Annotated in this window: 18 protein-coding genes; 12 read left to right on the top strand and 6 right to left on the bottom strand. The window is 67.6% G+C overall.

Annotated features, from left to right (window positions below):
- Nucleotides 1–3: 3 nt before the first annotated feature.
- The gene (locus ACE5C1_RS03645; protein ID WP_374942702.1) at nt 4–585 is read right to left on the bottom strand and encodes a DUF1989 domain-containing protein; all 582 of its coding nucleotides are present in this window, start codon (nt 583–585) and stop codon (nt 4–6) included.
- Nucleotides 582–1,268, bottom strand: a complete 687-nt coding sequence (gene gntA, locus ACE5C1_RS03640; RefSeq protein ID WP_374942701.1) for a guanitoxin biosynthesis heme-dependent pre-guanitoxin N-hydroxylase GntA — start codon at nt 1,266–1,268, stop codon at nt 582–584. The genes ACE5C1_RS03645 and gntA overlap by 4 nt, the downstream gene beginning before the upstream one ends.
- A 139-nt stretch (nt 1,269–1,407) precedes the next feature.
- Between gntA and ACE5C1_RS03635 the strand changes: the two genes are divergently transcribed.
- From ACE5C1_RS03635 to ACE5C1_RS03590, 10 genes are all read left to right on the top strand, one after another.
- The gene (locus ACE5C1_RS03635; protein ID WP_374942700.1) at nt 1,408–1,851 is read left to right on the top strand and encodes a MarR family winged helix-turn-helix transcriptional regulator; all 444 of its coding nucleotides are present in this window, start codon (nt 1,408–1,410) and stop codon (nt 1,849–1,851) included.
- Nucleotides 1,852–1,925: 74 nt separating this feature from the next.
- Nucleotides 1,926–3,980 (top strand): malate synthase G, encoded by a 2,055-nt coding sequence (locus tag ACE5C1_RS03630; RefSeq protein WP_374942699.1) that lies wholly within the window; start codon nt 1,926–1,928, stop codon nt 3,978–3,980.
- Nucleotides 3,981–4,154: 174 nt separating this feature from the next.
- Entirely contained in the window at nt 4,155–6,239 is a 2,085-nt protein-coding gene (locus ACE5C1_RS03625; protein WP_374942727.1) for an autotransporter assembly complex family protein, read from the top strand.
- Complete coding sequence (locus ACE5C1_RS03620) at nt 6,239–10,459, top strand: translocation/assembly module TamB domain-containing protein (RefSeq protein ID WP_374942698.1); 4,221 nt, start codon at nt 6,239–6,241, stop codon at nt 10,457–10,459. The genes ACE5C1_RS03625 and ACE5C1_RS03620 overlap by 1 nt, the downstream gene beginning before the upstream one ends.
- Nucleotides 10,460–10,529: 70 nt before the next feature.
- Complete coding sequence (locus ACE5C1_RS03615; protein ID WP_374942697.1) at nt 10,530–11,993, top strand: flavin-containing monooxygenase; 1,464 nt, start codon at nt 10,530–10,532, stop codon at nt 11,991–11,993.
- A 52-nt stretch (nt 11,994–12,045) separates the two neighbouring features.
- Nucleotides 12,046–12,681, top strand: coding sequence for a CerR family C-terminal domain-containing protein (locus ACE5C1_RS03610; RefSeq protein WP_374942696.1), 636 nt, complete (start codon nt 12,046–12,048; stop codon nt 12,679–12,681).
- A complete protein-coding gene (locus ACE5C1_RS03605) occupies nt 12,678–13,901 on the top strand; it encodes an HlyD family secretion protein (RefSeq protein ID WP_374942695.1) in 1,224 nt (407 codons plus the stop codon). Before ACE5C1_RS03610 ends, ACE5C1_RS03605 begins: the two co-directional genes overlap by 4 nt.
- Before the next feature lie 2 nt (nt 13,902–13,903).
- Entirely contained in the window at nt 13,904–15,514 is a 1,611-nt protein-coding gene (locus tag ACE5C1_RS03600) for a DHA2 family efflux MFS transporter permease subunit (RefSeq protein WP_374942694.1), read from the top strand.
- 11 nt (nt 15,515–15,525) lie between these two features.
- Complete coding sequence (locus ACE5C1_RS03595) at nt 15,526–17,010, top strand: efflux transporter outer membrane subunit (RefSeq protein WP_374942693.1); 1,485 nt, start codon at nt 15,526–15,528, stop codon at nt 17,008–17,010.
- 297 nt (nt 17,011–17,307) lie between these two features.
- Nucleotides 17,308–18,612: an EAL domain-containing protein gene (locus ACE5C1_RS03590; RefSeq protein ID WP_374942692.1), complete on the top strand. Its 1,305-nt coding sequence runs from the start codon at nt 17,308–17,310 to the stop codon at nt 18,610–18,612.
- Nucleotides 18,613–19,056: 444 nt separating this feature from the next.
- Here ACE5C1_RS03590 and ACE5C1_RS03585 read toward each other — a convergent pair whose 3' ends face one another.
- Nucleotides 19,057–19,470 (bottom strand): hypothetical protein, encoded by a 414-nt coding sequence (locus ACE5C1_RS03585; protein ID WP_374942691.1) that lies wholly within the window; start codon nt 19,468–19,470, stop codon nt 19,057–19,059.
- Between the two features lie 24 nt (nt 19,471–19,494).
- On the opposite strand from ACE5C1_RS03585, the gene ACE5C1_RS03580 reads away from it, so the two are divergent.
- Nucleotides 19,495–21,051, top strand: a complete 1,557-nt coding sequence (locus tag ACE5C1_RS03580; protein WP_374942690.1) for a sensor histidine kinase — start codon at nt 19,495–19,497, stop codon at nt 21,049–21,051.
- Nucleotides 21,052–21,108: 57 nt separating this feature from the next.
- A complete protein-coding gene (locus ACE5C1_RS03575) occupies nt 21,109–21,501 on the top strand; it encodes a response regulator (protein WP_374942689.1) in 393 nt (130 codons plus the stop codon).
- A gap of 3 nt (nt 21,502–21,504) precedes the next feature.
- Here ACE5C1_RS03575 and ACE5C1_RS03570 read toward each other — a convergent pair whose 3' ends face one another.
- The 3 genes from ACE5C1_RS03570 to glgA all read right to left on the bottom strand — a co-directional run bounded on the left by ACE5C1_RS03570 (nt 21,505) and on the right by glgA (nt 26,470).
- A complete protein-coding gene (locus tag ACE5C1_RS03570) occupies nt 21,505–23,283 on the bottom strand; it encodes a glycogen debranching protein (RefSeq protein ID WP_374942688.1) in 1,779 nt (592 codons plus the stop codon).
- Nucleotides 23,284–23,411: 128 nt separating this feature from the next.
- A complete protein-coding gene (locus ACE5C1_RS03565) occupies nt 23,412–25,025 on the bottom strand; it encodes an alpha-D-glucose phosphate-specific phosphoglucomutase (protein ID WP_374942687.1) in 1,614 nt (537 codons plus the stop codon).
- A complete protein-coding gene (gene glgA, locus ACE5C1_RS03560) occupies nt 25,022–26,470 on the bottom strand; it encodes a glycogen synthase GlgA (RefSeq protein ID WP_374942686.1) in 1,449 nt (482 codons plus the stop codon). Before glgA ends, ACE5C1_RS03565 begins: the two co-directional genes overlap by 4 nt.
- Nucleotides 26,471–26,572 lie beyond the last annotated feature (102 nt).

The raw sequence follows: 26,572 nt of genomic DNA, 5'->3' as shown, positions 1-26,572 counted from the left end.
GGGCTAGCCCACCCGGTAGTGGATGGGCTTGAAACTCCCACCATTCGATGCAGGCGCCGAGCAGGCGGTCAGGCCGATCACGAGGTCCATCACTGCCCGGAACACGATGTGGTCGCCGGCCTTGCTCAGCGGCGGCAACACGCTCAGCCGTCCGGCGGCATCCACCGGCACGTTCATGAAGCAGTTGAACGCCACGGGGATGCGATCGGGCGTGACGCCGTACGGCGCCAGCGCCGCCGCCAGATTACCGAAGCACCCGCGGTGCGCGGGCAGGTCGGGGTAGAAATGGTGAAAGGTGTCGTACGAACACGGCGTCAGCAGGAAATCGTGGGTGCCGACGGTATCCGCGACGATCTCCAGCATCGGCCGCGAGCGGTTGGAATACAGCGTGTGCCCAGTGGTCAGCCGGATCGTCTCGGCATAATCGAGCGTGCGGCCCGAGGAGACGACCTCGTCGACATCGTCGGCGTTGAAGGCGAGCAGGTCGGCGACCTGCATGCCGCGCGGGTCGATGACGGTTAGGCTCTGCCCCTTTGCCAGCCGGAACGCCGTTCCCGAGCGTTCGGGAATTTCGACGTCGCTCACTCCTGCGCGCCCGAGTAGCTGAACGGGCAACGCCAGTCGGCGCCCACGACGCGGCCGCTGTACTGGCGCGCTTCGCTCTGTTCGCCGTGGCGCGCCAGCATCGGGTTGCGCGATCCGGCGATCGCCTCGTCGCGAACCATGATCTTCTCGCGCATCGTTTCGTACTTGCCCTCGGCGCGCAAGGTCTCGAACTGGTCGTGGAGGTTGAACACCATCGTCGGGCGCGCGAAGCGGCGCGCCACGCGGCTTGCGTTGGGATGAAGGCCGACGACGAAAAATGCCTCCCCCCCGAAGCTCAAGGAGAAATGCGGCGAATCGGGGTCGGCGCTGACGCGGGCGTCGTAGGGCTGGCCGCGCCAGACGTCCTTGTCGGAGATCGATTGGATGCGCCGCCACACTGCGTCCTCGAACGCGGGTTCGTCGAGATCGTCGGGGCCCTCAAAGACGACCGCGAAGCTACGGAAAAGACCTGAGTTTTCACGGTACGCTTCGGCGAAGCGGACGAGGCCGTCGTGGATGCGCAGATCGTCCCACGCGCTGTCGATGCGACTGGCGGCGAGCACGTTCAGCGTGCCCTTGGCAAGCGCCGCCTTGGCGCCAACGCAGGGAAACGCGCGGTCGGCGACATGCTCTTCCAGCATCGTCTGGAGTTCGGTCTGGGCGTCATGACGCCAGGGGAACATTGGCGTGATGGGGGGTGTGTGCGGTATCGTCATCGGCCAAGCGGTACGTTCGACTCGGGCCCTGCGTTCCCCGCGATCGTTGTAACCGGGATCAAGCGCCTGCTGGCGTCCCGGCGCGGTACGGGGCAGGATGCGCGCGATGACCCAGCTTTCGCTCGACGCCTTTCTGCCGTTCCGCCTGTCGGTGGTGTCCAACGTCGTGTCCGATGCCATCGCCTCGACCTACCAGGCGCTGTTCGGCCTGCGCATCCCCGAATGGCGTCTGGTCGCGGTGATCGCGGAGAGCGACGGGCTGTCGCAGCAGGCGCTGGGCGCCAGGACACGGATGGACAAGGTGACGGTCAGCCGCGCGGCGATCGCGCTGGCCGAACGCGGGCTGATCGAGCGGCGGGCGAACCCGGCGGACCAGCGGTCGCACCTGTTGTCGCTCACCCCGGACGGGCGCGCGCTGTACGAGCAGGTCGCGCCCAAGGCGCTGGAGATGGAGGCGCGCATCTTCGGCGGGATGGACGCCGGCGAACTGGCGCGGTTTCGTGAGGTGCTCGACCGGATCGATGCGGCGGCGGGGGGATTGGAGGGTTGATCCGCCGCGCCGCCATGGCCTAAGCCGACGCAGCCCTCCCCAGGCACCGTTCGATCACTGCTCAAGGAGGTTCCATGCATGACCGCGCCGGCCTGAAGGTCGCCCCCGAACTCGTTGATTTCCTTGAGAACCGCGTGCTCGTGCCGCTGGAGATCGACTCCGGTGCGTGGTGGGCGGGCGTGGCGAACATCTTCGCCCGGTTCGCGCCGGAGAACGCCGCACTGCTGGCGAAGCGCGAGGACCTGCAGGCGGCGATCGATGCGCGCTACCTCGCGGGGGATGCGGTGGACGAGGCATTTCTGCGCGAGATCGGCTATCTGGTGCCCGAGCCTGTGCCGTTCACGATCGGCACCGAGAACGTCGATGCGGAGATCGCAACGATGGCGGGGCCGCAGCTGGTGGTGCCGGTGCTCAACGCGCGCTTCGTCCTGAACGCGGCGAACGCGCGCTGGGGAAGCCTGTACGATGCGCTGTACGGCACCGATGCGCTGCCGGGGAAGGCTGCGCCGGGCGGGTATGACGACGCTCGAGGTGCGCAGGTGATCGCGCGGACGAAGGCGTTTCTCGACGAGGCGGTGCCGCTGGCGAGCGGCTCCTGGGCCGATGCGACCTGCGCGATCGAACTGGCGAACGCCGCACAGCTCGTCGGCCGCCAGGGAGAGTCGTTCCTCTTTGACCACAACGGCTTGCGCATCGAAGTGGTGATCGACCGCGAGCATCCGATCGGGCGCGCCGATCCGCTCGGCATCGCCGACGTGGTACTCGAGTCCGCGCTGACCGCGATCGTCGATCTGGAGGATTCGATCGCGGCGGTCGACGCCGAGGACAAGGTTGCGGCCTATGCCAATTGGCTGGGCTTGATGGATGGTTCCTTGGAAGACACCTTCGAAAAGGGCGGTAAGTCGCTGACAAGAAGGCTGAACCCCGACCGTCTCGTTGGCGACGTGACGCTGCCCGGCCGCAGCCTGCTCTTTGTGCGCAATGTCGGCCATCTGATGACGACGCCCGCGATCCTGCTGGCAGATGGCAGCGAGGCGCCAGAGGGTATCCTCGACGCGATCGTCACCTCGACGATCGCGCTGTTCGACCTGCGCGGGCTGGGCAAGATGCGCAACAGTCGCGCGGGATCGGTCTATATCGTCAAGCCCAAGATGCACGGGCCCGAGGAATGTGCCTTTGCCGACCGCCTGTTCGACGCGGTCGAGGATTTGCTCGGTCTCGCCCGGCACACGATCAAGATCGGGGTGATGGACGAGGAGCGGCGGACCTCGGCCAATCTCGCCGCGTGCATTGCGGCGGTGAAGGACCGGATCGTGTTCATCAACACCGGCTTCCTCGACCGTACCGGCGACGAGATGCACACCGCGATGCGCGCCGGGGCGATGACGCCGAAGGCCGAGATGAAGGCGAGCGGCTGGATCAAGGCGTATGAGGATCGCAACGTTCGCATAGGCTTGGCGTGCGGACTTGCGGGCAAGGCGCAGATCGGCAAGGGGATGTGGGCCGCGCCCGACCGGATGGCGGACATGATGGCGCAGAAGATCGCGCATCCGCTGTCGGGCGCGAATACCGCCTGGGTGCCGTCTCCCACTGCCGCGACGCTGCACGCGATGCATTACCACCAGGTCGACGTTTTTGCGCGGCAGCGGGAGATTGCTGACGAGGCGATCCCGACGCTGGCCGGGCTGCTGAGCGTGCCGGTCGCGGAAGGACGCAACTGGACGCCCGAGGAGGTCGCGCGCGAGCTCGACAACAATGCGCAGGGAATCCTCGGCTATGTCGTGCGCTGGATCGACCAGGGGGTGGGATGTTCCAAAGTGCCCGACATCGACGACGTCGGCCTGATGGAAGACCGCGCGACTTTGCGCATCTCGTCGCAGCACATGGCGAACTGGCTGCTCCACGGCGTCACCACCTCGGCCGAGATCGACGCGGCGTTCGCGCGGATGGCGGCGAAGGTGGATGCGCAGAATGCGGGCGATCCGGCCTACACGCCGCTGGTCGGCAACCAGGACCGCCACGCATACCGCGCCGCCCGTGCGCTGGTGTTCGAAGGCGTGGTGCAACCCAGCGGCTATACCGAGCCGCTGCTTCATGCGTTCCGCAGGCAGGCCAAGGCAAAGGCTTGACCCTAAACGGCATTGCAACCATTGTAGGGCATCTGCGTTGCGCGCGCAGGGGGTAGTTCGAGAACGAACGCTGCCCGTGTCGAAGGGGGTTTGGCGTTGAAGTTCGGACGAGCGCACGGTCGGCATTACTGGATCGCGCTGTCGCTCGTCGCCGCCGCTCCTGCGCTTGCCCAGATCGCGCAGCCCGGCACCGCGCCCGCCAAAGGGCCCGATGCCCCCAAGCCCGCCGAGACGCCAACGCCAGAGACCGACAGCAACGCCCCGATCGTTCCCGAGGCCGAGTTCGACGCCGCGCTGCCACCGCTGAGCGGCGACATCGATGCGCCGCTGGAGCCGATGACGCCGTCGGCGACGCCTGCGCCTGTGCCTGCCGCCACGCCCGCGCCGGCCGGCGAGGCGCTTGCGCCTGTCGGGCCGCTCGACCCGCAACTCGCGCAGCCGTTGGTGCCGTTGAGCGCTTTCGATACCGCACCGCTGGAGACGGTTGCCGACGTCGCCGATCGCGATGCGCCCGAGATCCGCTACGAGACGGTCGTCACCGGGCTGGACCAGGGGGATTTGAAGGGCCGATTCAAGGCGCTGTCGGCGTTGCAGGAGGGCGACGGCAAGGCCGCCAACGAGACGCAGGTGGCGGCGCGGGCGCGCGAGGACGAAGCGCTGGCGGTGCGCCTGCTGAAATCGCTCGGCTATTACGACGCGACCGCGGTGTCGAGTGTGGCGACGACGCCCGCCGGCTCGCCGCGGTCGGTCGGCAAGCTGATCGCGACCGTGACCGCATCCGCCGGGCGGCTCTACACATTGTCGTCGGTAACGGTGAAGGCCGACCCGACGGTGCCCGAGGGGCTCGTGCAGCGCGAATTGCCGCTGAGGGTCGGCGACCCGATCCAGGCGGACCGCATCCAGGGCGCCGAGGCGAACGTGTCGCTGCGGCTGCCGCAGCAGGGCTATCCCTTCGTCAAAGTCGGCGAGCGCGACATATTGCTGGAGGACCAGTCGCCGCAGGCGGTCGGCGCCTATACGCTGCCGGTCGACACCGGGCCGCGGTCTTCGTTCGGGCAACTGACCACAGAAGGCGATGCGGTCTTCGACCTCAAGCACCTGAACGTCTTTCCGCGCTTCAAGGGCGGCGATCTGTACGACAATCGCAAGACCGACGACCTGCGCGACGCGCTGGTGGCGACCAGCCTGTTCCGCACCGTGTCGGTCGAGCCGGTGCGGACCGGGCGGGCAGGACCCGACGGCACCGAGCAGGTCGACCTGCTGATCCGTCAGGCCAAGGGTCCGGCACGGACGCTGGCGGGGACCGCGGGCTATTCGACGGGGCAGGGCTTTACCGCGGAGGGGAGCTACACCCACCGCAACCTGTTCCCGCCCGAGGGCGCGCTGATCCTGAACGCAGTTGCGGGCACCCAGCAACAAGGCGCGGGCGCGAGCTTCCGCCGGCAGAATGCGGGCAAGCGCGACCGCACGGTGACCTTCACCGCTTCGGCGCTCCACCAAAAATACGACGCGTTCAGCGCCTTCACCGGCACGCTGTCGGGGCGGATCAGCTACGATTCGACGCCGATCTGGCAAAAGAAGTTCACCTATTCCTATGGCTTCGAACTCGTCGGCACCAACGAGAGTGCCTATGATTTCGGTCTTGGGCGGCGCGAGCGCGGCACGTACGGCATCGCGGCGCTGCCCGGGCAGGCGATGTTCGACCGGTCGGATTCGCTGCTCAACCCGACCAGGGGGTATCGCCTGAAGATCAACGTCAGTCCGGAGGCATCGGTGCGCGGCGCGGTGCGGCCGTATGCGCGCACGATGATCGAGGGCACCGTTTATTACCCCGCCGGGCAAAGCCTGGTCATCGCTGGGCGCGCACGGGCGGGTTCGATCTTCGGGATCGGGCGCGACGATCTGGCGCCGTCGCGGCGGTATTATGGCGGCGGCGGCGGGTCGGTGCGCGGCTACGGTTATCAGCGCCTGGGACCGTTCGATCCCAACGGCGATCCGGTCGGCGGGCGATCGCTCAACGAGTTCGCGCTGGAGGCGCGCTACCGCTTCGGCGACTATGGCATCGTGCCGTTCATCGACGCAGGCAACAGCTATGAGAGCACCTTCCCGACCGGCTCGGACCTGCGCTTCGGGGCGGGTATCGGCGGGCGTTTCTACACCAATTTCGGGCCTTTGCGGGTCGATCTTGCGACGCCGCTGAACAAGCGGCCGGGCGACGGCAAGATCGCGCTGTACATCTCGATCGGGCAGGCGTTCTGATGGCCGACGAACCCGATACCGTCGTGGCGCGCCGACCCGTTTGGCTGCGCATCCTGAAGTGGGTCGGTGTCGCGATCCTGGGGTTGGTCGCGCTCGCCGGCATCGTCCTGTTCGGGATCAACACCGATCCCGGGCGGCGCTTCGTCGCGGATCGGATCGGCGGCTATGTCACCGCGTCGGGGCTCAACATCCGGGTCGGGCGGATCGACGGATCGCTTTATGGCAAGATGGTGCTGAGCGACCTGCGGGTGTCGGATCCGAAGGGCGTGTTCCTGACGTCGCCACGGCTGGACGTCGATTGGCGGCCGTTCGCTTATGCCAAGAACCACATCGACGTGCGCGCGTTGTCCGCCGGGCTGGTGACGCTGGCGCGGCGGCCCGAGCTGAAGGCGACGCCGAGCGACCCGAATGCGCCGCTGCTGCCCGATCTCGATATCGACGTGAACCGGATCACCATTTCGCGGTTCGTCATCGGCGCGCCGGTGACCGGCCAGACGCACGTGCTGAGCATCGACGGGCAAGCGCATATCGCCGACCGGCGCGCGCAGCTGGTCGCCAACGCGCAGGCGCTGCGTTCGCCCGGCGTCGCGGGGGGCGACCGGCTGGTGCTGCGGCTCGACGCGGTGCCCGACGAGGACAAGCTGGACGTCAACGTCAAGTTGCAGGCGCCGGTCGGCGGCGTGGTCGCGACGATGGCCGGATTGAAGGCGCCGCTCGCCGTCTCGGTCGACGGGCGCGGCGGCTGGCAGTCATGGGCCGGGCGCGCGACCGCGACGCTGGGCGGCGGGCAGCTCGCCGACCTGGGCGTGACGTCGCGGAGCGGGCATATCGAGGTGCGCGGCGTGGCGCGGCCCGGGCTTTATCTGGAAGGGCCGGTCGAGCGGCTGACCGCGCCGCAGCTCGACGTGGCGATCGACACGACGCTGAACAACCGCCGCGCGGACACGCGGATGACGCTGCGTTCGGACGCGCTGTCGGTCGATGCGGGCGGGTTGCTCGATCTCGCCAACGGCCGCTTCGGCAATTTCGCGGTCGACGCCAAGCTGCTGACCCCGGGCGCGATCGCGCCCAATCTGCGCGGGCGCGACGTGACCGCGCGCGTCGTGCTCGACGGCGCGTTCGCGACGCCGACGGTGGATTACAAGGTCAAGGCGGCGACGCTCGGCTTCGGCGCGATGGCGGTCGAAGGGCTTTATGCCGAGGGGCTGGCGCGGGTGAACAGCGACCGCATCCTGGTGCCGGTCAACGCGCGCGCGAAACGGATCACCGGGCTCAACGCCGCGGTCGGCAGCCTAGCGAACAATGCGACGATCCAGGGCGACCTGGCGATCGCGATGCCGAGTATCGTGTCGGACAATCTGCATATCCGGTCCGACAACGTCGATGCGACCGCTATCCTGGCGGCGAACGTCACCACCGGGCGCTATGCGGGGGCGATCAAGGGACGGGTGAACAATTACCGACTGGAGAGCATCGGCATCGTCAACCTGACGACCGACGCGAACCTGGTGACGACGCCGAACGGTTTCGGCATCAAGGGCCGCGTGGTCGCGCAGACGCGGCAGATCTTCAACGACGGCTTGCGCACGTTTCTCGGCGGCAATGCGGTGGTGCGCGCCGATGTCGGCTACGATCCGGCGGGTATCGTGACTTTCTCCGGGCTGCGGATGAATGCGCCGCAATTCCGCGTCACGCGTGGTTCGGGGCGGTATGCGCTCGACAGCGGCGCGGTGCTGGTGGATGCGGACGCTTATTCGACGCAATACGGGCCGATCACGGCGCGGATCACCGGCAGTGCGACGGCACCGGTGGTCGTTGTGCGCGCGGCGCGTCCGGAAGTCGGTGTCGGGCTGGTCAACGTCCAGGCGCGGATCGTCGGGCGGAACGGCGCCTATCAGGTAAACGCGAGTGGCGGCACCAACTACGGGCCGTTCACCGCCGACGTGCTGGTGCGGCCCGGTGCGCAGCTCGCGATCGACGTGCGGCGCGTGGTGTTCGCAGGGATCGCGGCGACGGGTAAGCTGGTGCAGACGGCGGCTGGACCGTTCGCGGGCAATCTGCGCTTTGCGGGGCAGGGTCTGTCGGGCGACGTGCGACTGGCGAACCAGGGCGGGTTCCAGCGCGCCGACGTCGCGGCACGCGCGTTCAACGCCACCATTCCGGGCATGGTCGATTTCACCATTGGCCGCGCGATCGTCAACGCCAGCGTGGTGCTGACCGCGACGCCGCAGGTGGTGGCCGACGCGCAGGTCGCCGACGTGCGCTATGGCGCGGTGGTGCTTCAGGCTGCGCGCGCGAAGGTCAATTACGTCGGCGGGCGCGGCACGGCGCAGGCGCTGGCGACGGGATCGAGCGGCGTGCCCTTCCGGCTCGCGCTCAACGCCCGGCTGGCGCCGAACGATTATCTGGTCGCGCTCCAGGGAACCGCGAACAGCATCGCGTTCCGGACGGTCAATCCGGCGCGGATCAAGGGCGCGCGCGGCGGCTATCTGCTGTCGCCGACGCGGATCGACTTCGGCGATGGCAGCAACGGGGCGAGCGGCGGCTCGCTGCGGCTCGCCGGGCGTTACGGCCCCGGTATGGCGATCCAGTCGCGGCTCGACCGGCTCGACGTGTCCTTCCTCAACGCCTTGATGCCCAACCTCGGCATCCAGGGCAAAGCGACAGGAAGCCTCGACTTCGCACAGGCGACCAGCACTGCCTTCCCGACCGCCGAAGCGCGCCTAACCGTCAGTAATTTCCAGCGCATCGGGTTGGCGGCGGTATCGCAGCCGGTCGACGTTGCGTTCGCGGGAACGCTGAACACCGGTGGCGGACAGGCGCGTGCGCTGGTCAAGCGCGGCGCCAACGTTGTCGGCCGGATGGTCGCGACACTCAGCCCGAGCGGTAGCGGATCGTGGTCGACGCGGCTGATGGCCGGAACGCTTGGCGGCGGCATTCGCTATAACGGGCCGTCGGCGATGCTGTTCAGTTTCGCGGCGCTGCCGAACCAGCAACTGAGCGGGCCGATCGCACTGGCGGCGGACTTCTCGGGACAGCTGCGCAGCCCGCGCATCAACGGGCTGATCCGCGCCGATAACCTGACCTACGACAACGAGACCTATGGAACGCGGCTGTCACAGATGCGGCTGGCGGGGCGCTTCACCAACGACCGGCTGGAGATCACGACGCTCGACGCGCGCGCGGGTGACGGCACGGTCAAGGCGCAAGGGTCGATCGGGCTCGCCGCCGCGGCGGGTTTCCCGATCGATTTCCGCGCGACGCTCGACAATGCGCGGCTCGCCAAGAGCGACGCGATCGGCGCCACCGCGACGGGTACGGTCCACCTGACCAATGGTTTGCAGGGCGGGTTGATCGAGGGCGACCTGCGCATCCCCGAGGCGCGATATCAGATCATCCGCCAGGGGCAGGCCGAAGTCCCCGAGCTGACCGGGGTGCGCCGCCGCAGCCAAATCCGTATCGCCCGCTCGACCGATCGTCCGGCGCCTCCGACACCTGCGGGCAATTTCAAGCTCGATATCCGGGTGCGCGCCGAGAACCAGCTGTTCGTTTCCGGCATGGGGCTGGAATCCGAATGGAAGATGGACATGCGCGTCGGCGGCACCAGCACCGCGCCGGTCATCACCGGCGGGCTGGACTTGGTGCGCGGCACGTATAGTTTTTCGGGCAAGCGCTTCGAGGTGACGCGCGGCACGATCCGCTTCCGCGGCGGCGCGCTGACCGATCCGGATATCAACATCCAGGCCTCGACGACGGTCAACGGCATCACCGCGGTGATCGCGGTCACCGGCACCGGGCAGCGGCCGCAGATCAGCTTCACCTCCACCCCCGTGCTGCCGCAGGACGAGGTGCTGAGCCGCCTGCTGTTCGGGAGCAGCCCGGCGAACCTGTCGGCGACCGAGGCGATCCAGCTGGCGTCCGCGCTCAACTCGCTGCGCGGATCGGGCGGGGGCGGGCTCAACCCGCTCGGCAAGCTGCGATCGGCGACCGGGTTCGACCGGTTGCGCATCCTGGGTGCGGACGACGCGACCGGGCGGGGCACCAGCCTGGCGGCGGGCAAGTATCTGACCGACAACATCTATGTCGAGATCGTCACCGACGCGCGCGGCTATACCGCGACCCAGCTCGAGATCGCGCTGACCAAGGCGCTCAGCGTTTTGTCGTCGACGGGATCGTTCGGCGGATCCAATGCGGGCCTGCGCTATTCGCGGGATTATTGAGGACAGGCGCGTGGGCGTGCGATAGATCGCGATCTGCGGCCGACCCGGACGTCGGCGGAAGGAAACGCGGGTGGAGCATTTCGACGTGGTCGTGGTCGGCGCCGGCATTTCGGGCGTCAGCGCAGGCTATCACCTCCAAACGCGCTCGCCCGACCGGACCTATGTGATCCTGGAGGGCCGCGCGGCGATGGGCGGCACGTGGGACCTGTTCCGCTATCCCGGCATCCGTTCCGATTCCGACATGCACACGCTGGGGTTCGCGTTCCACCCGTGGACGCAGGATGCGTCGATCGCGGGCGGCGACGCGATCCGCGGCTATATCGAGGAGACCGCGCGGGCGTACGGCATCGACCGCCACATCCGTTATCGCCACCGCATCCGCGCCGCCGCCTGGTCGACCGAGGATGCGCGGTGGACGGTAGAGGGCGATGGGCCGGACGGTCCGGTCGCCTTCACCTGCAATTTCCTGAATCTGTGCTCGGGATATTACGATTACGCCAAGGCGCATGCGCCCGAGTTCCCCGGCGCCGGCGATTTCCAGGGTGAGATCGTCCATCCACAATTCTGGCCTGTCGATCTCGATTACGCCGGCAAACGCGTGGTCGTGATCGGCAGCGGAGCGACCGCGGTGACGCTGGTACCGGAAATGGCGAAGACCGCGGGGCACGTGACGATGCTCCAGCGCTCCCCCACCTATGTCGTGTCGCGCCCGGGGAGCGATCCGGTGGCGAGATGGCTGCACGCCAGGCTGCCGACGCGCGCCGCTTATGGGATCACGCGGTGGAAGAACGTGCTGATGGGCATGGTCTTCTTCCGGATGGCGCGCCGCAAGCCCGCCAAGATGAAGGAGCGGATCGTCGGCATGGTGCGCGAGCATCTGGGACCCGACTATGACGTCGCGACGCATTTCACCCCGCGCTACAATCCGTGGGACCAGCGGATGTGCCTGGTGCCCGACGCCGACCTGTTCGAGGCGATCAAGGCCGGGCGCGCTTCGGTCGAGACCGATACCATCGATACGTTTGTCGCGAACGGCATCCGGCTGGCGTCGGGCAAGACGTTGCCTGCCGACCTCGTCGTCACGGCGACGGGCCTGGAACTTCAACTGGCCAGCGGCATCGCGTTCACGCTGGATGGGGTGCCGCTCGATCTGGCAACGCGGCTGCATTACAAGGGGATGATGTACGACGGCGTGCCGAACCTGGCGACGACCTTCGGCTACACCAACGCCTCGTGGACGCTCAAAGCCGACCTGATCGCGATGTACGTCTCTCGGCTGCTCAACACGATGCGCAAGCGCGGGTTGCGGCAGGCGACGCCGTTCAACGACGATCCCGGTGTAGCCGAGGAGCCGTTTCTCGATTTCACTTCGGGCTACGTCCAGCGCGCTTTGGGACGGTTGCCCAAGCAAGGCTCCAAGAAGCCATGGAAGCTCAACCAGAATTATGCGCTCGACATCATGGCGCTGAAGTTCGGGTCGGTGGACGACGCCATGCGCTTCTCCGATCCTGCACGCGAGCGTGCGGCCGCATAGATCACGTCATCTAGGGTTGCGATGTTCGTTCGACCGAACTAACGACGCTGCCGTGACCCCCTCCCGCCTTCTCGACATCGCGATTCGCGAATTCGGTGCCAAGGGGCTGGAAGGCGCGTCCACACGCGGGATTGCGGCTGCCGCCGGGACCGCGATGTCGGCGATCACCTATCATTATGGCGGCAAGGAGGGCCTGTATCTCGCCGCCGCCGATCGCATCGCCGCGCTGATCGCGGAGCGGATGCGCGATGGGTTGGCGATCGAGGCAGTGATCGACGAGGGGGATACCGGCGGCGCACGCGATGGTGTCGTGCGGGTACTCATGCAGTTGGCCGATACGATGGCGAGTGTCGAGAGCGAGGAATGGGCGCCCTTCATCGTGCGCGAGCAGATGCATCCGACGGTCGCGTTCGAGCGTCTTCACGCCGGTGCCATGGGAACGATGCTGGCGACGCTCGCGCGACTGGTCGGCATCGCAACCGGGGCGCGAAGCCGAATCGCCTGTATTGCGGCGATCACGCTGGTCGGGCAGACGACCGCGCTGCGCGCCTCTCGGGCGATGTTCCTGCGTCTGCTCGAGACCGACACACTGACGGATGACGATCTGGATGCAGTAAAGGCACGGATCGCCGCCAATACCCACGCCATTCTCGACCGGCTGATCGCCGAACGACAGGACCTGCCATGAGTGACAGCCAAGACGACCGCAAGGATGCCGGCCACGAAGACCATGCGCACCAGCCCGACGAGCAGAACGACGGCGCGCGCGCCGGTAAGGACGGCGGTGGCGATGCCGAGGGTGGGCAAGACAAAGACGGCGACGCCAAGGACGGGGACGACAAGGATGGCGACGAGGACAAGGGCAAGCCCTCGATCTTTCGTAAGCCGATCTTCTGGATCGTCGTCGTCGCGGTCGCGGCAGTGCTCGCGATCGCCGGAGTGTTCTACTGGCTCCACGCACGTCAGTTCGTGTCGACCGACGATGCCTTCGTCGACGCGCACATCGTCCGTATCGCGCCGCAGGTCTCGGGCACGTTGATGCAGGTGGCCGACGTCGACAACCGCCATGTCGAGGCGGGGCGGCTGTTGGCGGTGATCACCGCCTCGGGCCGCGATGCGCAGGTCGCCGAGGCGCAGGCCAACGTTGCGCAGGCGACCGCGCAACTCGCGCAATCGCGTGCGCAGGTCGGCACCGCGGTCCAGCAGCAGCAGGCCGCCGAGGCGCAGGCCAAAGTGCCGCTGGCTGCTGCGATCAAGGCGCAGCAGGATCTGGCGCGATACGAGGCCTTGCTGCGGCTCGACCGTACCGCGGTTGCGGGCCAGCAGCTCGATCAGGCGCGCGCCAATGCCCGGCAGACCGCAGCCGATGCCGCCGCGGCGCGAGAGCAGATCGATACCGCACGTGCGCAGGTGACGGTGGCGCGGCGCCAGGTCGGCGCATCGCAGGCAGTGATCGGTGCACGCCGCGCCCAGGTGGCGCAAGCCAACGTCGCGGTCGGCGATCTGCGGCTGACGGCGCCGGTCGCGGGTCAGGTGGTCAATCGGCAGGTCAACGTCGGTTCCTACGTGGCGCCGGGCACGCAGCTGATGGCGATCGTGCCCGACCGGATGTGGGTAACCGCCAACTTCAAGGAAACCCAGCTCCAGCTGATGAAGATCGGCCAATCGGTGGAGATCAGGGTCGATGCGTATCCGGACGTGAAGTTCCACGGGCGCGTCGACTCCATTCAGCGCGGCGCGGGTCAGGCCTTTGCGCTGCTGCCGCCGCAGAATGCGACGGGCAATTACGTCAAGGTCGTCCAGCGCGTGCCGGTGCGGATCGAGTTCGATGCGAAGAACGGGCCTGACCCACGGCGGTATCCGATCGGGCCGGGCATGTCGGTGGTGCCGACGGTCAAGGTGCGCTGAGCGTGGCCAAGGGGGCCAAGGCGCAGGACGGCTGGGACCCGTCGCGATCGGCGGCAGGGCCGTACAGTCCGTGGCTGATCGTCGGGATCATCTCGGTGCCGACGTTCATGGAGGTGCTCGACACCTCGATCGCCAACGTCAGCCTCGATCATATCGCCGGCGGTCTTTCGATCACGACCGATCAAGCGACGTGGGTGCTGACCAGCTACCTGGTCGCCAACGCGATTATCATCCCGATGTCGGGTTGGCTGTCCGATGCGATCGGGCGAAAGCGTTACTTCCTCTTCTCCATCGCGCTGTTCACCTTGGCGTCGTTCCTGTGCGGCATCGCGCCCAATCTGACGACGCTGGTGATCGCGCGCGTCCTGCAGGGAGTCGGCGGCGGCGGGCTGGCACCGGTCGAGCAGTCGATCCTGGCGGACACGTTCCCGCCCAAGCAGCGGGGGATGGCGTTCGCCGCCTTTGCGATCGTGGTCGTCGTCGGGCCGGTGCTCGGGCCGACGCTGGGCGGGCTCATCACCGAACATGCCAGCTGGCATTGGATATTCCTGATCAACGTGCCGATCGGTATCCTCGCCTTTTTCCTCGCCGAAATCTTCGTCGACGAGCCGGAGCAGGTCCGCAAGGACCGCGCCTCCAAGCTGAAAGGTGGGCTTAAAATCGATTATTGGGGGGTGATCTTCATCGTCCTCGGGCTCGGTTTCCTGGAACTCACCTTCGACCGTGGCGAGCGCGAGGACTGGTTCTCGAGTCCCTTCATCGTCGGCGCGGCGACGATCTCGGCGGTGTCGCTTGTCGCGCTGGTGATCCGCGAAGTGATGGCGAAGGACCCGATCGTCGACCTGAAGCTGCTCGGCAACCGCAATTTCGCGATCACCATTTCGCTCATGGCGCTGACCGGCATGATCCTGTTCGGCACCACCCAGCTGATCCCGCAGATGTTGCAGCAGGTGCTCGGCTACAGTGCGCTCGACGCCGGACTGGCGATGACCGCCGGCGGTATAGGGACGCTGGTCGCGGTGCCGTTCGCGGGTTGGTTGTCGGGCAAGGCCGACGTCCGTTTCCTGCTGTTCCCCGCGCTGATCTCGCAGGCCGCGGCCCTGTGGTACATGACCGGCTTCACCGCAGACATCAGCTTCGCCGATGCCGCGACCGCGCGGCTGTTCCAGTCGGTGGCGTTGCCGTTCCTGTTCGTGCCGATCAACGCGGTGGCCTATGTCGGGCTGAAGCAGACGCAGACCGCACAGGCGTCGAGCCTGCTCAACGTGTTCCGCAATCTGGGCGGCACCATCGGCATCTCGGCGGCGCAGACGCTGCTGGCATCGCACCGCCAGACCGAGCAATCGGTGCTGGTCGACGGGCTGTCGGGACTGAACCCGAACTACAACGACTGGCTCGCCCAAGCCGGTGCGGCGTTCGCGGGAACCGGCGACCCGACGACGACGTCGCTGGCGGTGCTCTATAGCCAGGTGCAGCGGCAGGCGACGATGCTGGGCTTTCTGGATGTGTTCCGGAATCTGATGGTGGTGGTGCTGGTGTGTGCGCCACTGGTGCTGCTCCTGAAGGTGAAAAAGGGCGGCGGCGGGGCGCCCGGCGGAGGAATGGCACATTGACGAAACGTTGGATGACGGCCGCTGCGACACTGGCGCTGGCAGGCTGCACGGTCGGCCCGAACTATCGTCCGCCCGAAATGGCGGTGCCGCCGAACTATGCCGGCGCGCAGGCGAATGCCGACGCCGTCGATCCGGCGACATGGTGGCGCGCGTTCGGCGACCCCGTACTCGACGGGCTGGTCGCGCGCGCGCTCGTCGGCAACCCGGACATGGCGACCGCGGCCTCACGCGTTCGCCAGGCGCGATTGCAGGAGATCGCGGCGCGGGCCGCCGGGCTGCCGAGCGTGAATGCGAGCGCCCAGACGACGCATGTCGAGTTCAGCAAGAACGCCGGACTTTCCTCGCTCGCACGCGCTTTCGGCGGCGGCGGGGGTGGCAGTGGCGGGGGCGGTACTGGCGGGAGCGGATCGGCAGGCGGGATCGCGCTGCCCGGCAGCGGGATCACGACCTTCGCCGTCGGCTTCGACGCGAGTTGGGAGATCGACCTGTTCGGCGGTGTGCGGCGCGGACGCGAGGCGGCGGCGGCACGGACGCAGGCCGCCGAATGGACGCGGCGCGACGCGGCGGTGACACTCGCGGCAGAAGTGGCGCAGGCATATTTCGCGCTGCGGCTCGATCAGGCGCAGGACGTGATCGTGTCCAGCGAGATCGCGCGCCAGCGGCGGGCGCTGGAAATCGCGGGCAATGTCGCGGCGGTCGGGCTGGTGCCCGCGGTGGACGTGACCCGCCAGCGCGCGCAGCTGACCTCCACCGAAGCGCGGCTCGAGCCGGTTCGCGCCGATGCGCAGGTGCGCATCCACGCGCTTGGGCTGCTGATCGGCGATGTGCCCGAGACGCTGGCCGCCGAACTCGCGGCACCGGCGACCGCGACCGCGGTTCCGCTCGTTCCCGCGGGCTTGCCGTCGGAGCTGCTGCGGCGGCGCCCGGACGTGCGCGCCGCCGAGCGGCAGCTTGCGGCGGCGAACGCCGACATCGGCGTGGCGATCGCCGATCTGTACCCGCGTTTCTCGCTGACCGGCATGGCGCAGCTCATCTCGACAAGCCTGGCATCGCTGATCGAGCGCGACAGCCTGCAACTGACCGGGACTGGCGCATTCAACGTGCCGATCGTCGATTTCGGCCGGCGACGCGCAACGGTCGAGACGCGGCGAGAGGACCGTGAGCAGGCCTATATCGCCTATCGCGTCGCCGTGCTCGGATCGCTCCGCGATGTCGAGGATGCCTTGGCGCAGATCGACGCCGAGCGCCGTCGCAACGCCGCGCTGGTGCGCGCGGTGGCGGATGCCGAGGCCAGCGCGAAGGCGATCGAGGCGCAATATCGCACCGGTTTCATCGCGCAGGACAGTTTGCTGAACGCGGAAGTGCAGGGGCTGACCGCGCGTGAACAGGCGGCGCAAAGCGACGCTCAGCTGCGGCAAATGACCGCGACGTTGTTCAAGGCGATGGGGGGCGGCTGGTCCGCCGAAATGCCGCTACCCGAGCGGCCGGAGCGATAGAATGGCGCGATGGCGCTGGATTGATGTCGACCCGTGAGACTGGAGAGGCGTTGAAGGCAACCTCGCCCACCCGTCACGAGCCGACGGTCGTCACTTTACCAAGGCTTGATGGTGCCTTCGCTGATCAGCGCCAGGATGAACTTCAACATGGTCTTCTCCCTCGTTGGCGACCCCTTCGGGGACGCATCGCGATTCGTAAGGGATAACGCCGCGTTAAACAATCGCGTGAACGCCTGATTAAGAAAATAGGTGCGCGGCTTAAGCCAATCTTCAGACCCGCGGCTTAGGCGTGGCTGCATGAGAGACACCCCGTCGCCGCCGCTGGTGCCCGACGATCCCCGTTTGCCGATGGGGAGCGAAGGCAGCGGCGCGGACTGGTGCCTGATGGCAGTCGCAGCGATCGACAATTACGCCATCCTGCGGCGTCATCTGGGCCGTGCATCCGGTTCCGGCGCGATCGACGCGGTTGCGGAGCGGATCGCAGCGGCGGTGCCCGATGTTGCGCTCTCTGTGGTCGGGCGAGATCGGATAGAATTCACCTTTCGACGGCAAGCGCACGACGCGCTCGATGGAATGCTCGCGCGGGTCGACGCTGCGTGCCAGAAGCCGTTCGATCTCGATGGCGAAGAGCACCGCATCGAGTTGCTGCTCGGCGCCAGCATGGCAAAGGGTGCCGAGTGCGACGAGCTGCGATTGATCGAAGACGCAGAACACGCGCTCGACGATGCCCGGACCGAGCGACGCCCGGTCGTCCGCGTGCTGGCGAATGCGCCATCGATGGACCGTATCGCGCTGAAACGCGACTTGGCGGGCGCGATTGCGGACGGCGCGCTGTTCCTCCAGTACCAGCCAAAAATTCACTTACGGCGGCAGGAAGTGGTTGGCGTGGAGGCGCTGGTCCGGTGGCGGCATGCGACGCGAGGGCTGATCATGCCAGGAGACTTCATTCCGATTGCGGAGGAGTCGCGCGACATCGTCGCGCTGACGCTGTGGACGCTCCGACAGGTGATCGCGGACCAGCGCGCATTGAAATCGCTCGGTTACGACCAGATCGTCTTCATCAATGTTGCCGGCGCGCTGCTTGGCGACATCCGCTTCGTGCGTGCCGTGCGCGAGATCGTGCCGGCGAGCGGCGCCCAGCTCGGCTTCGAGATTACCGAGACGTCGGTCATCCGAGACCCCGATAGTGCCATCGCCAATCTCAAGATCTTTGCCGACCTGGGGATTGTCGTCGCGATCGACGATTATGGTGCGGGCCTGTCGAGTCTTGCCTATCTCAAGCAGCTTCCCGCGCGCGAGCTGAAGATCGACAAGCTGTTCGTGACCCAATTGACCAGCTCGAACCGGGATCCGCTGATCGTCCGCTCGACGATCGACCTGGCGCACGCGCTCGACATGGAAGTCGTTGCCGAAGGAGTCGAGACACCGGCGGCAATGGCGCTGCTGTCGGTGATGGGCTGCGACATGGCGCAGGGCTTCTATATCAGCCGCCCCATCGGCTTCGATGCGCTCGTCCCGTTCCTGCGCGAATATCGCCCGGCTGCGGCGCAAGAGGGGCAACCCGCGTTCGCGCGGCTTGCCGGTGGATGGGCGCGAAGCTGAGCGATGTCGATCCGAAAGGTCGCGCATCGTCTGGCACTTATCGGCCTGCTCGCCTGGTCGATTCCGACGCTGGCGCAATCGCCCCGCGCAACCGTCGACGAGACGATCGCTAAAGCGCGTGCCGCCATGATGATCGATCCGCGCTTGGCACAGTTGCGTGCACATGAAGCAGAGGCGCAGATCGATCGCGTAGAAGACCCTGTGACGCGCGGCGTCCTGCGCGCAACCGCGCTGTGGCTCGAAGGCGAGGCGGCCTATCGTCTGAAAAATCTCAACGTTGCTACTCCCAAGATCAAAGACGCGTTGACGCTTGCCCGTCGCTACGCTCCCGCATCGAAGCTCGAAGCCGACGTGCTGTTATCGAGCGGCGGCATGCATGGCGAAACCGGTGAGGTTGTTACCGCACTCCGCGAACTACAGCGGGCACACAGCATCTTCGTGCGCTTAAATGACGCCCGCAACCGCGCTATTGCGCTTATTTGTATTTCCACACTGTATGGTGACGCCAAAGACCATGGAAACGCGCTGAAGTACCTCGATCAAGCACTGGCTGCGTTCGACGGCGATCCTGCGTTGATTGTTTCGATCCAGAACAATCGAGCGATAACGCTCCGCAACATGAGGCGGTATCTCGATGCGGAAAGCGGCTTCCGCGCCGCTCTGCAAACGGCGGAGGGCATGCAGAGCCGCGTTCTGGAAGTTCAGATCTTGCGAAACATTGCGCGTTCTCAGCTCCTGCGTGGCGATCTCGACGGCGCCGATCGGACCATCGGGCGAGCCCGGTCGCTCGGTCGTTTCTCCGACAGCTTCGATCAAAAGGTCATCGAAGGTATCGCGGCGCAGGCGGCACTTCAGCATGGAAAAATACCTGCGGCGGGCGCCTTGATCGAGAGCGTCTTTGCCGGCATCGACCCGGCAACCACGCCGCTGCCGTTTCGCGATATGCACGAGACAGCGTACAAGGTCTTCAGCAAGCTGGGTCGGAACGACGAGGCCTTGCCGCATCTCCTCGCACTGAAGCGCCTCGACGACCAGACGACCCGCCTCGCCACCACCACGGGTGCGGCGCTGATGGCGGCGCGGTTCGACTTCGCCAATCAGGAACTGCGCATCGCGCGACTGAAAGCCGACGACCTGGGGCGCCGCATCGCCGCCGAACGCGAGAAGGCAGCGAGCCAGCGCTACATCTTTCTCGGCAGCGCTGCGGCGACGGCGATCGTCATCGCCGCGCTGCTGATGGGGCTGATCGTCGTCCGGCGCAGCCGCAACACGGTGCGCGGTGCCAACGCCGATCTCGGTCAGGCGAACGCCGCACTCGGCAAGGCACTGGCCGCGAAGACCGAATTCCTGGCGACGACCAGCCACGAGATCCGCACGCCGCTGAACGGCATCCTGGGCATGACCCAGGTGATGCTGGCCGATCCGACGCTTCCCGCGGCGACCCGCGATCGGCTGTCGGTGGTCCACGGCGCGGGTACGACGATGCGCGTTCTGGTCGACGATATCCTCGATGTCGCCAAGATGGAGACCGGCAATCTGACGCTGGAAACGGCGCCGTTCGACCTGTCGGCGACGATTCTCGATGCGACCCGGCTGTGGGAAGCCCAAGCCGCTGCGAAAGGCGTCGCGTTCGTCCGCACGCTCGACGATTGCCCGCGCATGGTGTCGGGCGATGCCGCGCGGGTGCGTCAGATCGTGTTCAATCTGTTGTCCAACGCGCTGAAATTCACCCCCGGCGGCGAGATCGGCATCGGCGCGCACGCGCTCGACGACGGTCGCCTCGCCATCGCGATCCGCGATTCAGGAATCGGCATCGCAGCGGACAAGCTGGAAGCGATCTTCGAATCGTTCCGCCAGGCGGATGCGGGCACGACACGCCAATTCGGCGGCACCGGTTTGGGATTGGCGATCTGTCGCCAGCTTGCGCGTGCGATGGGCGGCGAGGTCGGCGTCACGAGCGTCGTCGGACAGGGTTCGGTGTTTACCGTCACGTTGCCGCTGGCGCGCATCGATGCCGATGTTCACGACGCCGCTCCGATCGACGCGGACGGCCCCGCACTGCTGATCGTCGATCGCAATCCGATCGCCCGCAGCCTGTTCCGCACGCTGTTCGCGCCCCATGCCGATCGTGTGATCTTTGCCGCCGACTCAGCGCAGGCGGTTGCCGAGATCCGCGAGGGATCGGTCGTGCGCGTATTGATCGACGACTCGACCGTACGCGCCGATGGCGATTGTGAGGCGGCGTTGCGCGCGATTGCCGACGCCGCCTGCGGTCGCGCGGCGGTTACCCTGCTGTGGCCGACGACCAATGAGGACGAGCGCGCGGGCCTGTACGCGACCGGAATCGATCGTATCGTGACGCGGCCGGTGAGCGGGCCGTCACTCGTCGCATCCTTGTTCCGGGAAGGTAACGATCGGCTTGTCAGGCGGGCGGCATGAGACGATACGTGTCGAAATGAACGTATCTTTCGTTCCTGTCGGAGGCTCGACCTCCCGATGAAGGTCCTGTTCATCGAGGACGACCGGATGAACCGGCGCGTCGTCAAGGACATGCTGGGCGTGGCGGGCGCGGAGATGGTCGAGGCCGAGAGCGCCGAATCGGGGCTGGCGATGCTCGACTCGCAGGATTTCGACATGCTGCTGGTCGATCTGCGGATGCCGGGCATGGACGGGATCACCGCGATCGAGCACATCCGCGCGCGCACCGACGCCAAGTCGAGGATGCCGATCATCGTCGTGACCGCGGACGCAGGCGTCGACCTGCGTGAGCAATGCCTGGCGGCGGGCGCGGACGATGTGCTGTTCAAGCCGGTAGCGATGGACGCACTGTTCGACGCGATGGGCCGCATCCTGGCGCGCGATGCGAGCGCGGGAGGAACGATCCCGTAGCGATTACCGGCGGCTCTCCAGGATGCGCGCGCGCGCCAGGGTCACACGGGCGGCGGGCCGGTCGAAGCGGAGGATCAAGGTCGCGTCGCCATCGGGCACGCGAAGCTCGAAGCCTTGCGCTCGGCTCCACCGCGTGGCGTCGAGCGGATGGCCGTCGAGATCGCGCCAGTCGCTCGCGCCGAGGAAGGCGGGATTCGCGAAGCCTGCGCTTGCCCGGAATGCAGCAAGCGCGGCGACGAAATCCTCGAGCGCCGTGTCGCGGCTCTCCCAATCGAGCCAGGTGGTCGCATTGTCCTGCGCATAGGCGTTGTTGTTGCCGTCTTGGGTGCGACCGAATTCGTCGCCGGCGGTGAGCATGATCGTGCCCTTGGATGCGAACAGCGTGGCGAGAAGCGCGCGCGCGTCGCTGTCGCGGCGGCCGTGGACCGCGGGATCGTCGGTGGGGCCTTCGACGCCGCCGTTCCATGCGACCTCGCCCGCGTGGCCATCGCGATTGCCTTCGCCATTGGCCATGTTTTGGCGGTCGGAGTAGGCGACGGTGTCGGCGAGGGTGAAGCCGTCGTGCGCCGCGACGAAGTTGACGCTGCGGCTGCGCGCGCCGGAGAAGACGTCGGACGAGCCGGCGATGCGGGTGGCGAGAGCGCCTGCGTCGCCGTCGCCGCGCCAGAAGCGGCGGACGTCGTCTCTGTAGCGGTCGTTCCATTCCAGCCAGTCGTCGGGAAACTGGCCGAGGCGATAGCCGTCGGGGCCGATGTCCCAGGGCTCGGCGATCATGACCCGGCTGCCAAGCACGGGATCGCTTCGGATCGCGGCGAAGATCGGCGCGTGCGGATCGAAGGCGGGGCTGCGCGCCATGACGGGGGCGAGATCGAAGCGGAAGCCGTCGATGCCGAGGTGCGCGAAATGGCGCAGCGTGGCGAGGGTGAGGTCGCGGACGTGGGGAAGCGCGAAGTCGAAGGTGTTGCCCGTGCCGGTGTCGTTGACGAGCACGCCCTGCGCGTCGCGCGCGTACCAGCCGTGCGGGTCGAGGCCGCGCAAGGAGAGGGTGGGGCCGTCGACGTCGCTCTCGCCGCTATGGTTGAACACGAGGTCGAGGATCGTGCCGATGCCCGCCGCCCGAAGCGTGGCGACGGTGTCGCGGAGCTCGGCGAGGCCGCCGGGGCACAGGCCGGGGTCGAGCGCCATCGGCACGACGGGGTTGTAGCCCCAGGCGTTGGTCAGCCCGAGCGGGGGCAGATGGCGTTCGTCGATCCAGGCGACGATCGGCATCAACTCGACCGCGGCGACGCGAAGGCGTTGGAGGCGGGCGATGACTGCCGGGTGCGCGAGCGCGGCGACGGTGCCGCGGAGTGGTTCGGGCACTTGCGGGTGGCGCATCGTGAAGCCGCGGACGTTGAGCTCGTAGATCAGGCCGCCCGGAGTGAAGAGCGGGGGCAGCGGCGGGGTCGCGACAACGGGCGCGGGCACGACCGCTTTGGGCACCAGCGCTGCGGTGTCCTCTCCCGGTTGGCGGAGGCGCGGGTCGTAGGCGAAGCGGCGGTCGAGTTCGACGGCATACGGGTCGACGAGGAGCTTGGCGGGATCGTGGGATGTGCGGTAGCCGTAGCGGGTGCCGGGAGTGACGCCGGGGGCGTCGAGGGTGAAGGCTTCGCCGGTGCGGCGCATGGGGAGGCGGGTTTCTTGGCCGGCGTCGAAGAGGCAGAGCCAGGCTTCGGTGGCCGAGGAGCGGACGGTGAAGCGGGTGCCGGAAGCGTGGGCGTGGGCGCCCCATTCCTCTCCCACGGGGGGAGGGGGACCATGCGAAGCATGGTGGAGGGGGCTGGCCGCGGGCGATGCGCTTGGGTCGAGGCCCCCTCCGCCACCGACTGCGTCGGCGGTCCCCCTCCCCCTGTGGGGAAGGATTTGCTCGCTCACGTCATGACATCCGGAGCTTCGCGGCCGGTATGACGGACAACATCCGCAATGGCGTCGGCCGCTGCTGCGATGTCGGCGAGCATTTCGGTCGTGTCGCGGTCGAGGTCATCGTCGGAGTAGCGCTCCAGATAGACGCGCAACGTCGCGCCGCTGGTCCCGGTGCCCGACAGGCGGAAGACGACGCGGCTGCCGCCTTCGAACAACACGCGAACGCCCTGGTGGCGGCTGACCGAGGCGTCGGTCGGGTCTTCGTAGGCGAAGTCGTCCGCTGCTTCGATGGCGAGATCGCCGAAGCGCTTGCCAGGCAGCGCCGCGAGCTTGTCGCGGAGTTCGGCCATCAAGGCGTCGGCGCGGGCGCTGTCGACGCCTTCGTAGTCGTGGCGGGCGTAATAGTTGCGGCCGTAGGTTGCCCAATGATCGCGGGCGATCTGGTCCACCGACTTGCCGGTCGCAGCGAGAATGTTGAGCCAGAGGAGAACCGCCCAGAGCCCGTCCTTCTCGCGGACGTGGTCGGAGCCGGTGCCTGCGCTTTCCTCGCCGCAGATCGTCGCCATGCCGGCGTCGAGGAGGTTGCCGAAGAACTTCCAGCCGGTTGGGGTCTCGTAGGCCGGGATGCCGAGCGCCTGCGCGACGCGGTCGGCGGCGGCGCTTGTGGGCATCGAACGGGCGATACCCTTAAGGCCGGCGGCGTAGCCGGGGGCGAGGTGTGCGTTGGCGGCGAGCATCGCCAGGCTGTCGGAAGGCGTGATGAAGCGGTGTCGCCCGATGATGAGGTTGCGATCGCCGTCGCCGTCCGACGCCGCGCCGAAATCGGGCGCGTCGGGCGCCATCATGGTCTCGTAGAGGTCGTGCGCATGGACGAGGTTGGGGTCGGGATGGTGGCCGCCGAAGTCGGGCAAGGGCGTGCCGTTGCGCACCGTGCCCTTGGCAAAGCCGAGGCGGTTCTCGAGGATTTCGGTAGCGTAGGGGCCGGTGACTGCGCTCATCGCGTCGAACGCCATCGTCAAGTCGGCGGCGCGGATGGCATCGAAATCGAACAAAGTCTCCATCAGCGCGGCGTAATCCGCGACCGGGTCGATCACCTCGACCGTCATGCCGCCGATGTCGAGCGTTGCGAACGTATCGAGATCGATGTCGGCGGCGTCGACGGTCAGCCAGCGGTCGATGGACAGCGTGCGCGCGTGGATCGCATCGGTCACTCGCTCGGGCGCGGGGCCGCCGTTGGCGATGTTGTATTTTATGCCGAAGTCTTCGTCGGGGCCGCCGGGATTGTGGCTGGCCGAGAGGATGAGGCCGCCGATCGCGCCACGCTTGCGGATCAGGTGGCTGGCGGCGGGGGTGGAGAGGATGCCGCCTTGCCCGACGACGACGCGTGCGAAGCCGTTGGCGCTGGCCATGCGGATCGCGATCTGGATGACTTCGCGATTGAGGAAGCGGCCGTCGCCGCCGATCACCAGCGTCGCGCCATCTTTGCCGTCGACGACGTCGAAGATCGACTGGACGAAGTTCTCGGCGTAGTTGGGCTGCTGGAAGACGCGGACCTTCTTGCGCAGGCCCGACGTGCCGGGCTTCTGGTCGGTGTACGGCGTCGTGGGGACGGTGCGGATCATGCGGCGATCAGGCTCCTGTAGAGGTCGGCGTAGCGGCGGCCGCTCCGGCCCCACGAGAAGTCGGCACGCATGCCGTTTCGTTGCAGCGTCGTCCAGACGTCGGGACGCGCGTACAGCGCGGCGGTGCGACGGATGGCGCGGGTGAGCGCGTCGTAGCTTACGCCGTCGAACACGATACCGGTCGCGACCCCTGCGGCGAGCGCGGCGTCGTTGGCGTCGATGACGGTATCGGCCAGCCCGCCGGTGCGCGCGACGACGGGGACGCAGCCGTAGGCCAGACCGTAGAGCTGGGTGAGGCCGCACGGCTCGAACCGCGACGGGATCAGGATCGCGTCCGCCCCGCCCTGGAGCAGGTGACTGAGCGGCTCGTCGTAGCCGATGCGGACGCCGATGCGGCCGGGATGGCGGGCGGCGGCTTGCAGGAACGCGCTCTCCAGCGCGGCGTCGCCCGAACCGAGCAGCGCGAGGCGACCGCCCGCGGCGACGAGATCGTCGAGGCTCCAGGCGAGGACGTCCATCCCCTTCTGCCAGGTGAGGCGGCTGACGACAGTAAAGATCGGGCCGTCCCCGGCGTCGAGCGCGAAGGCCTGCTCGACTGCGCGCTTGCTGGCGCGGCGGCGGGTGAGGGTGCGTGCGGTGAAGGGTTGCGCCAGATGCGGGTCGCGCGCGGGGCTCCACACCGCGGGATCGATGCCGTTGACGATGCCCGACACCCGGGCGCTCCGGGCGGCGATCAGGCCTTCGAGGCCCATGCCGAATTCGGGGCGGAGGATTTCCTCGGCATAGGTCGGGCTGACGGTGGTGATCGCATCGGCGGCTTCGAGCCCGGCCTTGAGGAACCCGACGCCGCCGTAATATTCGACGCCGTCGAGCGCGAAGGCGGCGCGGGGGAGGTCGAGTTCGGCGAAGACGCTCGCGTCGAAGCGGCCTTGGAAGGCGATGTTGTGGACGGTCACGACGGTCTTGGCGCGCGTGGCGCCGACGGCGTCGGGCGCGTAGCGGAGGTAGGCGGGGGCCATCGCGGCTTGCCAGTCGTGGGCGTGGAGGATGTCGAACGTGTAGTCTTCGACCGCGCCTGAAGCGAGATCGGCGGCGGCGCGAGCCAGCGCGGCGAAGCGGCGCCAATTGTCGGGCCAGTCGATCCCGGTGGGGTCGCCGTACAGGCCGCCGTCGCGGGCGTAGAGCGCGGGGGCGTCGAGGATGAGGAAGTCGAGCCCGGCGACTTCGGCTTTCAGGAGGCGCGCTTCGCCGCCGAGGAGTTTGGGCCAGCGATGGACGGGTTTGGCGTGTCCGGCGGCTTTGAGGACCGCGGGGTAGCCGGGGAGGAGGGTTGTCGTGGCGACGCCGTGGGGGGCGAGCGCGGCGGGGAGGGCGCCGACGACGTCTGCCAGGCCGCCGGTTTTTACGAGGGGGTAGGCTTCGGAAGCGGTGGAGAGGAGGTGCATCTCCTATACCTCCCCGGAACGGGGAGGGGGACCGCTCGCGAAGCGAGTGGTGGAGGGGCAGTCACGGGCGGGATGGCTTGGGGCTGCTCTTCCACCATCGGC

The organism is Sphingomonas sp. (assembly GCF_964263785.1).
Taxonomy (GTDB): domain Bacteria; phylum Pseudomonadota; class Alphaproteobacteria; order Sphingomonadales; family Sphingomonadaceae; genus Sphingomonas.
This window is presented reverse-complemented; position numbering and strand designations above follow the sequence as displayed.